Source organism: Bryocella elongata, from assembly GCF_900108185.1.
GTDB lineage: Bacteria > Acidobacteriota > Terriglobia > Terriglobales > Acidobacteriaceae > Granulicella > Granulicella elongata.
The window spans coordinates 306,334-316,497 of sequence record NZ_FNVA01000008.1 but is presented as its reverse complement, the minus strand read 5'-3'; the positions used below and the strand labels follow the sequence as shown (position 1 = coordinate 316,497).

Annotated in this window: 6 protein-coding genes and 1 pseudogene; all 7 read left to right on the top strand. The window is 57.2% G+C overall.

Annotated features, from left to right (window positions below):
* Window positions 1-120: 120 nt before the first annotated feature.
* Window positions 121-270, top strand: a pseudogene (locus tag C4S68_RS21020) (DUF1738 domain-containing protein); the annotation flags it as partial.
* On the top strand, window positions 267-680 hold the full coding sequence (locus C4S68_RS21015; protein ID WP_103935080.1) for a DUF6908 domain-containing protein: 414 nt from the start codon (window positions 267-269) through the stop codon (window positions 678-680). The pseudogene C4S68_RS21020 and the gene C4S68_RS21015, both read left to right, overlap by 4 nt.
* An 86-nt stretch (window positions 681-766) precedes the next feature.
* On the top strand, window positions 767-2,353 hold the full coding sequence (locus C4S68_RS21010) for a ParB/RepB/Spo0J family partition protein (RefSeq protein ID WP_103935079.1): 1,587 nt from the start codon (window positions 767-769) through the stop codon (window positions 2,351-2,353).
* A 317-nt stretch (window positions 2,354-2,670) separates the two neighbouring features.
* The gene (locus tag C4S68_RS21005) at window positions 2,671-3,057 is read left to right on the top strand and encodes a BlaI/MecI/CopY family transcriptional regulator (RefSeq protein WP_103935078.1); all 387 of its coding nucleotides are present in this window, start codon (window positions 2,671-2,673) and stop codon (window positions 3,055-3,057) included.
* Entirely contained in the window at window positions 3,054-4,850 is a 1,797-nt protein-coding gene (locus C4S68_RS21000; protein WP_103935077.1) for a M56 family metallopeptidase, read from the top strand. The genes C4S68_RS21005 and C4S68_RS21000 overlap by 4 nt, the downstream gene beginning before the upstream one ends.
* 128 nt (window positions 4,851-4,978) lie before the next feature.
* Window positions 4,979-7,963: an outer membrane beta-barrel protein gene (locus C4S68_RS20995; protein ID WP_103935076.1), complete on the top strand. Its 2,985-nt coding sequence runs from the start codon at window positions 4,979-4,981 to the stop codon at window positions 7,961-7,963.
* A gap of 2 nt (window positions 7,964-7,965) precedes the next feature.
* A complete protein-coding gene (locus C4S68_RS20990) occupies window positions 7,966-10,086 on the top strand; it encodes a VWA domain-containing protein (RefSeq protein ID WP_103935075.1) in 2,121 nt (706 codons plus the stop codon).
* Window positions 10,087-10,164: the final 78 nt, after the last annotated feature.

Here is a 10,164-nt window from a genome sequence, read left to right as displayed (position 1 = left end):
AGCCCTTCGACTTATGTTGTCTTCAAAACCGCCATCCCCAGCGTTCACAGGGTCTCAACCGCTGAACGTCACATAACCGCGAGGACAACATAATCGGCATTATGTTGAGCACAACATAAGGCAGACTACATCCAGCTTTACCACGGCAATGCCTCGCTGCTGGCCGAAAGCTTGGAAGTGATTCAACAGACCGCCAGCATCATCCTTGCCGCATTGGAACCGCCCATCGCGGACGAAGCCACCGACGAGCTTGCGGAGGTGGCCGCATGAAGACCGTACTCGACATCCTTCGCAAAGGGGGAGGCTGGCGGCCTAGCCTCTACCTCAAGATTGAGAACCCGCCTTATATGGAACTCGTCATCGAGGCCGTTGATGAGTCCGGCCCCTGCGGTTTGCCCTCTCTGTCCGTAGCTCATTACGGCGTCCAGAATGGGGATGCCATGCGCGACCCGGAGATGTGCTTTGAGCTTGGCCTCGCAGGTGGCGCTCATCTGAACGTCTTCTACTACCGGAACGATTACGCAGGTATCGAGCAGTGGAGCCGCTTCATTCAGGAAGGCAACTACTGCTATTACACGCAACTCCACCAGCAGCACGAGGCGTTCGCCATGCTGTGGGACAACAATCTGCGTGTGCAGGGCTTCTGCGAAGTCTTCACGGACAAGTGCATCCTCGGCTAGTCCGCTCCCGTTGGAGCGGAACCATGCCCGACGTGTGCCGCTCTGTGACCCTTCACTCCTCAACCGCTCGAAAGGAGCACACTCTCATGGAAACCCAAGTCATCCAAGCCACCGAATACCGCAACGTCTCACTGTCGCTCTTGAATGAATCGAAGACCAATCCCCGACGCACCTTCGAGGAAACCGCCTTGAAAGAACTGGCCGACTCCATCCGTACCCAGGGCGTTCTGTCTCCACTGCTGGTGCGTCCCATCACGGAGAACGGCTTCGAGATCATCGCAGGGGCACGGCGTTACCGTGCCGCGCAGATAGCCGAATCTCCAACTGTTCCCGTACGCATCGTCAACCTCTCCGATGCCGAGGCGTTAGAGGCCCAATTGGTAGAGAACCTTGTCAGAAGCGAAATCCATCCGATGGAGGAGGCGCAGGGATTCCGCGCATTGCTCGATTTGGAGGAACCCAAGTACAGCATCGAGGAGATTGGAGCGCGTGTTGGGAAAAGCCCTGCTTTCGTCGCGCAGCGCCTCAAGCTGACCGACCTCATTCCGTCCGCCGTCGATGCCTTCTATGCCGATGAAATCGGCGTGGGACATGCTCTGTTGCTGGCGAAACTGCCAGCCGACCAGCAGGAGGAAGCACTCAGGGCTTGCTTCAAAGAGGTCTACAACGGAGCCTCAAAACCAGCGAGTATCCTGCTGCCCGTCCGCAACCTGCAATTCTGGATTGACAGCAACATCCTGCTTGTCCTGAAGGATGCGCCATTCAACAAGCGCGATGCGCAGCTTGTTCCCGCCGCCGGCAGTTGTGCCGATTGCCCCAAGCGGACAGGTCATAACAAACTCTTGTTTGGGGATGACCTCGGCAGACAGGGCGACCGTTGCACCGACCCTACCTGCTATCAGGCCAAAGTCTCTGCGCATGTAGCGAAGGCCATCGCCGCCAAGCCGGAGCTGGTGCAGATCAGCACGGCTTATGGTGGACAGAAGGAAGGCAGTCCGGTATTGCCGCGCAACAAGTACACCGCTATTCGGGATGAGAAGCCGAAGTCTACGGACGAAGCGAAGCGCCCGGAGTTCAAGGTGTGCAAGTTCACCACCGAGGCCATCATCACCGAAGGCTCCGATATCGGAACGCTCCATAAAGTGTGCGCCAATCCTGCCTGCCCGGTGCATCATCCGAAACAGAAGGCCGACCGCGACGATCAACGCTGGAAGGCCGAGCAGGAAAAGCAGCGCAAGGAACAGGCCATTGCGAATGCAACCGGACTTCGCGTACTCTCCGCCATCGGCTCCGCTGTGCCGGTGCGTTTGCTCAAACGTGACCTGCTGTTTGTCATCGAGCGGCTGGCATCGGTACTCGATGAGAGCCGTATCGAGCTGCTGGCGCGGCAGCACGGTATCCGGCGGAAGCGTGACGATGGAGGGTTGCAGAAGACCCTGAACGCCTTCCTTCGCCGTGCGGATGAAGGTACGCTCTCGCGGCTGTTGGTGGAGGCTTGCATCTTGTTGGCGGCCTCGCGTGGCAATCCAAGCTCCGTTCTCAAGGAGGCTGCCATTGCCTACAAAGTGGACACCGAAGCCATCGCGGCGAAAGTACGGCAGGAATTCGCGGTGAAGGAGAAAGCGAAGAAGGCATCACAGCCAGCAACCAAGACTGCAAAGAAAGCGGCCTAGATCGTTCCAGTCCTCTGGGGCGGCGGACCTGCCGCCCTACTTCTTGCGCCGAAAACGACGGCAGGGGGAACACATGCTGTTTTCCCCCTGCACCCTCATTCGCTTCACTCCGGCCCCCGCTCGCCGGCTGCGCGGCAAAGAGTCAAGTTCCTCCTCTTTGCATTCTTTCCCTTGGTCCTTTCTTCCTCCACCTGGCTCCCGTAATGTGCCGGCTTCGGCTCACGCTCACAGTTGAGGTCTTTGGAAGGGCCTTGGATGAATTGGCAGTTGACACCCTCCTACACTAGTAGTACCTTCAACCACAGAGGTAGTAGCGTATGCCAATTCCGAAGCTGTCGAAGCTGGAAATGCAAATCATGGACGCCCTATGGACGAAGGGCGAATGTTCCGTGCGCGAGATTCATGAGGAGTTCCCAGAGAAAGGGCGACCTGCCTACACAACTGTCCAAACAATGGTGAACCGCCTTGAAGCAAAGGGGGCAGTGGAGCGGGCAAAGAAGATCGGCAACTCCCTCATCTTTCGGGCGACGCTTTCACGTACTGCGGCACATAGAAGACTCGTGGATGAATTCTTCTCTTTCTTCGACGGCCGTGTTCAACCGGTGATCGCGCACCTCATCCAGTCGGGCAAAATGACAGGCGAGGACATCAAGGAAGCCCAGAAGCTCTTGAAAGAGCACACGGAAAAGAGGGAGCCGCGATGATGCCAACGAATCTCCAGCTACTTCTGGAGCAGTTCAGCCCGGCTCTCAGAAATCACCTATGGCAGTCTACGGCGTTTGGAGCAGCGGTAGCGCTGATCAACATATTGCTTCGAAAGAATGAGGCCCGAATTCGCTACTGGTTGTGGCTGACGGCCTCCCTCAAGTTTTTTGTTCCGTTCTCCTTCTTGATGGCTCTGGGCGATTCACTTCTGGCGCGACGAGTGCAGCAGTCAGGTCGCTCTGAGATCGTCAATGTCATACAGCAAGTTGCGACGCCATTCGTTTCAAGTGGCATGGGAAATACAGGCCCGACCGACTTGCAACCTGCGGTCGCGGCTGGGATGGCATGGAGTCACATCATTCCGGCATTGCTGATTGTTTGGCTGGCCGGTTTCCTTGTAGTGGTTCTGCTGTGGCTGAGGTCTTGGGTTCAGGCTGCGCAGATAGTTCGTGAGAACGAGTTCCTCGTTCAGGGACGTGAGGTAGACACTCTGCGGAAGATGAATTCTCGCAAATGGCCGCAGTTGCGTATCTCATCGTCAAAGACGTTGCAGCAACCCGGCGTGTATGGCATGTTCCGTCCGATATTGATTTGGCCTCAGGCAGTATCCGAACGCATCGACGACGCGCAGATGAGAGCAATTTTCACTCACGAGCTTTGTCACGTGCGCTGCTTTGACAATCTTTGCGCGGCGCTGCATATGTTCGTCGAAGCCGTGTTCTGGTTCCACCCTATGGTGTGGTGGCTAGGCCGAAAACTTGAAGAGGAGCGCGAGTGTGCATGTGACGAAGAGGTATTGGCTCTCAAGCACGCTCCGAAAGTGTATGCCGAAAGCATTTTGAAGGTCTGCGAACTATGCGTAACGCCGGAAACGGCCCTTGTTGCCGGTGTGACTGGCGCGGACCTGAAACATCGCATCGCGCAGATTTTACGAGGACAGCCGGGAGCGCGGCTCACTTGGCCTGGCAGACTACTGCTCTCGACCTTCACTCTAGCTTCGGTTGCAACTCCGCTAATGTTGGGCCAAGCGGAGGCTACTGAGCCAGCGTTGGTCGCTGCCCGTGTTCAGTCCCTGTCTGATATGTCGGCGCAACAGCAAAGCGCTGAACTTCCTAAGTACGATGTCTCTACTGTTCGCCCCAACAACTCTGGAAGTACCGACATACATATCAACGTAGATGGAGCTGTCTTCGAGATGGGTAATACCACCATCAGAAGGCTACTGCAGTTGGCATACGATATTCGGCCCGACCTGATTTCAGGTCTGCCGGCCTGGGCGGAATCAGAACGTTTTGATATCAAGGCGAAGGTGCTCGATGCAGATCCGGAAACGCTCAAAAGCTTAACCAACGATCAGGTTCGTGTCATGGCGCGCCGCTTGATTATGGATCGGTTTCATTTAGAGACGCACACCGACACCAAAATCATGCCGGTTTACGACTTGGTTGTCGCAAAATCCGGCGTCAAGTTCAAGCCTTCGTCGCAGGCCGGTGAAGATGACCTGATGCACATGCATGGGATGCAAGTCACAGCATCGAACCTCCACATGAAGGCGTTAGCCAATTATCTTAGTCGGCAGACCGACCGCGTTGTTATCGATAAAACCGGGTTGCCTGCGAGATACGATCTGACGCTCAAGTGGTCACCAGACCTCGCGCAAGCGGAACACAGCGACGATGCACCGCCTTTGTTCACTGCTCTTCAAGACCAGTTGGGATTGAAGTTGCAGCCGAGTAGAGGCCCCGTGCCGACGTTGGTCATCGACCATATCGACCGGCCAAAGGAAAACTAGCCGCTTCCTTAAGAACCTACGGTAAGTCGCACGGACCCACCCGACGTCAACGTCGCGCGTTGGTGCGCCCACGCGCGGCCGAATCATGGCTATTTCCCAGTGGTTGGAGAAAGTTAGAGGTCAGTCTAATGCCAACAGTGACCCGCTGCGCGTCGATTTTGTTGCTATGCGCGTCTGTCGTCGGAGCTTCCGCATTCGCGCAAGAGCATCGTGGGCGGGTTCTGGTAGATGGCACACCGCTTCCGGGCGTCACAGTGATTGCTAGCCAGAACGAACGGACGCTGACCACAGTTACCAATCTTGAGGGAGGTTTTCAGTTTCTCTCACTCAGTGCGGGAGACTGGCATCTGCACTTTGAGATGCAGGGCTTCAAGGCTGCCGATACCACGGTCGCTGTCCCTGAAACAACGCCGTCCGCAGCGGTCCAGATGGAGATGCTGCCGCTGTCCGACCTGCGCGCATCGGCAAAGACCGTACAGCCGTCCGCGCCTGCCGTTACAGACGAGTCAACAATGAGAACGAAGGACGGGACGGACGCACCCTCTCCCTCGGCTCCGCCAACAGATAGTGACGCGGACAAGGCCGCAGACGGCCTGCTGATTAACGGCAGCAACAACAACGCGGCCACTAGTAAGTACTCGCTGGCACAAGCGTTTGGCACGCGTCGTGCCAGCAGCAAGAGTTTGTACACGGGTAGCCTCGGCTTCAAGTTGAGTGCTTCGCCGTTCGATGCGCGACCGTACTCCCTCACCGGCCTCCAGACGCCAAAGGCGTCGTACTCCACCTTCACGGGTGTTGCAACGTTGGGTGGACCGATTCGTGTCCCCCATTTGTTTTACAACGGTCCGAACTTCTTTGCGGCATATCAATGGACGCGGAACCCGGAAGCCTTTACGCAGTCCGGCCTGGTGCCGACTGCAACGCAACGCGCAGGCATCTTGCCCACCGGAACTGTCGCCGTGACGCCGCAAGCCGCCGCGCTGCTGGCGCTGTATCCACTGCCAAACCTCGCAGGCAGCACGCAATACAACTACCAGACACAGGTGCTCAACAATAACCATGTTGACTCACTTCAGACGCGCCTGGACAAGACCATTGGCCGTCGCGACACCATGAACGGCAAGTTTGCCTTTCTGAACTCTCGTGCGGACACAACCAACCTGTTCCACTTCCGTGACACTACGAAGACATTCGGCATTGACTCAGACGTGACGTGGCAGCATCGCTTTCCGCACCAGTTCTTTGTGGCGACGACATACCGTTTCTCGCGTTTGAGCACTGACGTGACACCGTTTTTCGCGAATCTAATCAACGTCAGCGGGAATGCGGGAATTACGGGTAATTTGCAGGACCCTACAAACTGGGGACCGCCCACGCTGAACTTCTCCAGCGGCATAGCGTCGCTCACAGACGGCATAAGCGCCCTTGATCGTAATCAGACGGACGGTGTTGGCATCAACGCAACGTGGACGTACCGGCGCCATACCGTCACCTTCGGTGGCGACTTCCGACGGCAGGAGTTCAACCAGTTGCAGCAGGCAAATCCTCGCGGCACCTTTGCCTTTACAGGCGAAGCAACAGGCTCTGACCTGCGGGATTTTCTTACTGGTGTGCCGGACGCCAGCAAAGTCGCCTTCGGCAATGCGGACAAGTACTTCCGCGAATCTGTCAGTGACCTCTTTGTCACGGATGACTGGCGCGTGAAGCCGGAACTGACGCTGACCACGGGCATTCGCTGGGATTACAGCGCGCCCATCACAGAGTTAAAAGATCGCCTCGTCAACCTTGATGTCGCGCCTGGCTTCACCGCCGTGCAGCCGGTGCTTGGGTCAAATCCTGTCGGGCCTCTTACTGGGACGCACTATCCCTCATCTCTTGTCCGTCCGGACCACCGCAAGTTCCAGCCGCGCTTCGGCTTTGCGTGGCGACCACTTCCAGCTACGCCGTTGGTCATTCGCGGCGGCTACGGCATTTACGTGGACACGTCTGTATATCTCTCGGCGGCGGGCAGTATGGCCCAGCAGGCACCGTTGTCCAAGAGCCTGAGTGTGTCGAACAGCAGCACCTGCGCGTTGACGTTGGTAAACGGCTTCCAGGATTGCGCGGGGATCACGTCCGACAGCTTCGCCATCGACCCCAACTTCCGCGTCGGCTACGCACAAATCTGGAATCTGTCCGCGCAGCAGGACCTACCCGGCTCCATCGTTTTGACGGGAACATATCTTGGATCGGAGGGCACACGCGGCCCGCAGGAGTTCCTGCCTAACACTTATGCGCCGTCGTACGGCACCACCACGCAACCTGCACCGACATGCGCATCGTGTCCACGAGGCTTCCTCTATCGCACATCGAACGGCAACTCGATCCGCCACGCAGGTGAAGTGCAGTTGCGCCGCCGCCTCCGCAGTGGCTTCACAGCCACGCTGGACTACCTTTACGCGCACTCTATCGACAACGACGCCTACCTGGGCGGTGGTTCCACCACCACTTACAACTCCGCGCTAGACCCTTACAACACACCTTCTGACACCATCGCGCAGAACTGGGAGAACCTACAGGCAGAGCGTAGCCGCTCGTCATTTGATCAGCGTCACCTGCTGAAGTTCACCTTCCAGTACACCTCCGGTACGGGAATCGGCGGCGGCACGCTGCTGACGGGCTGGACTGGCAAGGTCCTAAAACAGTGGACGCTCTCCGGGTCGCTCAGCGCGGGCAGCGGTCTGCCGCAGACGCCCATCTACTACACCACGCTGCCAGGCACGGGATTCGCAGGAACTATCCGGCCCAACCGCACCGCTGCCGATCTGTACACCGTCAGCAATGGCTACCACCTAAACGCGGCGGCGTTCGCCACGCCGGCAGCGGGACAGTTCGGCAACGCGGGACGCTATTCCATTGAAGGTCCCAACGCAGTCGCATTTGACTCATCACTGGCGCGTGTCTTCAAGCTCCGCGATCCACTCTCGCTGGATATACGCATCGATTCCACCAACGTGCTGAATCACGTCGCGTTCACCGGCTGGAACACTCTCACCAACAGTACTACCTTCGGCCTGCCCGCATCGGCAAACGCCATGCGGGCATTCGAACTCAGTGGGAGGCTCCGCTTCTAATCATGAAAGCTCTCGGACTCATCACAACTCTGCTCGCACTTCCTGCCCTCGCGCAGACCATTGGCACTAACCAGCCGCAGGGTCAAGACAGTACCTTCACGCTCACTGTGAAGTCGCAGCTCGTCACCGAAGCCGTCGTCATCAAGGACAAGAGTGGCAAGTTCATCCCGGACTTGAAAGCCAGCGACTTCACCATCACGGAAGACGGCACGCCGCAGAAGATTCGCGTCTTCGAGCATGAATCGCTTCCCACTGACGCAGTACCACTGCCAAAACAAGGCCCCGACGAAGAGGATGTCAAGATCTATAAAAAGCTGGTACGCACTTCCTACTCGCAAGGCGCGCAGTACAAGGACAAGCGCCTTATCGCCATGTACTTCGACATGACGGCCATGAAGCCGGATGACCAGTTACGTGCGTTGCAGTCCGCGCAAAAGTTCATCCGCACTCAGATGACCGCCGCTGACCTTGTCAGCATTCTGCGCTACCAAGGCGGTTCGGTCGATGTGTTGCAGGATTTTACAGACGACCGCAACAAGATACTCTCCATCCTTGAGACGATGATCGTCGGCGAAGGTCAAGGCGATGATGAGGGTATCAGCGATGCGAGCAGCTCGGATACGGGCGCTGCCTTCGGTCAGGACTCCGGTGAGTTCAACATTTTCAACACGGATCGCCAACTCTCCGCGCTGCAGACCGCAGCAGCGATGCTAGGCGCGATGAATGAAAAGAAGACGCTCCTATATTTCGCCAGCGGCCTACGTCTGAACGGCAACGATAATCAGGCGCAGCTGCACGCTACTGTGGAAGCTGCGGTGAAATCAGGCGTGTCTTTCTGGCCCATCGATGCGCGCGGACTTGTCGCCGGCGCTCCTCTCGGCGATGCATCACAGGGCTCGCCCGGCAACCAGGGGATATACAACGGAGCGTCGGCGCAGGCTTCGAACGATCGCTTTCAACAGTCGCAGGACACGCTATACGCCCTGGCCGCTGATACCGGGGGTAAAGTGTTCCTCGATAACAACGATCTCGACGCCGGTATTGTGCGGGCGCAGAAGGCAGTCAGCGACTACTATCTCATCGGCTACTACACCAGCAACACCGCACAGAACGGGGCCTTTCGCCAGATAAATATCACCGTAGGAGCAACACTACAGGCATCACTCGACTACCGAAAGGGCTATTACGCCAATAAAGAGTTCGGCAGCTTCAACGGCACGGAGAAGGAACGCCAGTTGGAGGATGCCTTGATGCTCGGCGATCCAATCACTGAACTTACAGTAGCGATGGAGCTGAACTACTTCCAACTCAACCGCGCGGAATACTACGTGCCCATCACGGTCAAAATCCCCGGGCACGAACTCGCCCTTGCTAAGAAGTTCAGCTCCGAACACACCATCATCGACTTCGTCTGTGAGGTAAAGGATGAGATCGGCGGCAATACTGTCACCAATCTGCGGGACAACGTGGACGTGAAGTTGAGCGACGCCACCGCAGCCGAACTCAGCAAGCGCCCCATTGAATACAGCACCGGCATGACCCTGCTGCCCGGCCGCTACACCATCAAGTTCCTGGCGCGCGATGACGAAACGGGACGCATCGGCACCTATCAGACCAGCTTCACCATCCCCAATCTAAACAACGAGACGAAGAAGCTGCCCATCAGTTCGGTGGTGCTAAGCAATCAGCGTGTCGATAGCAAATCTGCGCTGTTCAATACGACTAAGGGCAAGCATCAGGTGAAGAACGACGCCGTTGATCCGCTGGTGAATTCCGAAGGCAAGCTCATCCCTAGCGTGACACGCCTTTTCCGCAAGGACCGCGAGATGGAAGTGCTCCTGCAGGCTTATCTAGGTGATAACGCGGGAAGCACCCCAGCGCCTCTGCCACACGGTCCTATCGTTGCCTACGTTACCTTCTTCCGTGGAGAGCAGAAGACCATGGAAACTCCAGCCATCGAAGCTGAACCAATTGCAGAAAGCAGTTTAGGCATCACGCCCATTCGCATAAAGGTACCGCTCAGTGGTATGCAATCAGGCGAGTACGAAGTTCAAGTGACGGCGCTGGACCCAAGTACCCATCGAATCGCTGTGTGGCGTGACCACATCATGATCGCCCCATGAATGAGCCTTCTCTCTCCGTGCAAGATGCAACGAGCCGACGGGAGAGCTATGAGAATGTCCGTCGGGAATGGTGAACGA

Excerpts from the sequence above, each read along its gene's own strand:
- C4S68_RS21015 (WP_103935080.1), top strand. The coding sequence starts at position 267 with ATGAAGACCGTACTCGACATCCTTCGCAAAGGGGGAGGCTGGCGGCCT.
- C4S68_RS21010 (WP_103935079.1), top strand. The coding sequence starts at position 767 with ATGGAAACCCAAGTCATCCAAGCCACCGAATACCGCAACGTCTCACTG.
- C4S68_RS21005 (WP_103935078.1), top strand. The coding sequence starts at position 2,671 with ATGCCAATTCCGAAGCTGTCGAAGCTGGAAATGCAAATCATGGACGCC.
- C4S68_RS21000 (WP_103935077.1), top strand. The coding sequence starts at position 3,054 with ATGATGCCAACGAATCTCCAGCTACTTCTGGAGCAGTTCAGCCCGGCT.
- C4S68_RS20995 (WP_103935076.1), top strand. The coding sequence starts at position 4,979 with ATGCCAACAGTGACCCGCTGCGCGTCGATTTTGTTGCTATGCGCGTCT.
- C4S68_RS20990 (WP_103935075.1), top strand. The coding sequence starts at position 7,966 with ATGAAAGCTCTCGGACTCATCACAACTCTGCTCGCACTTCCTGCCCTC.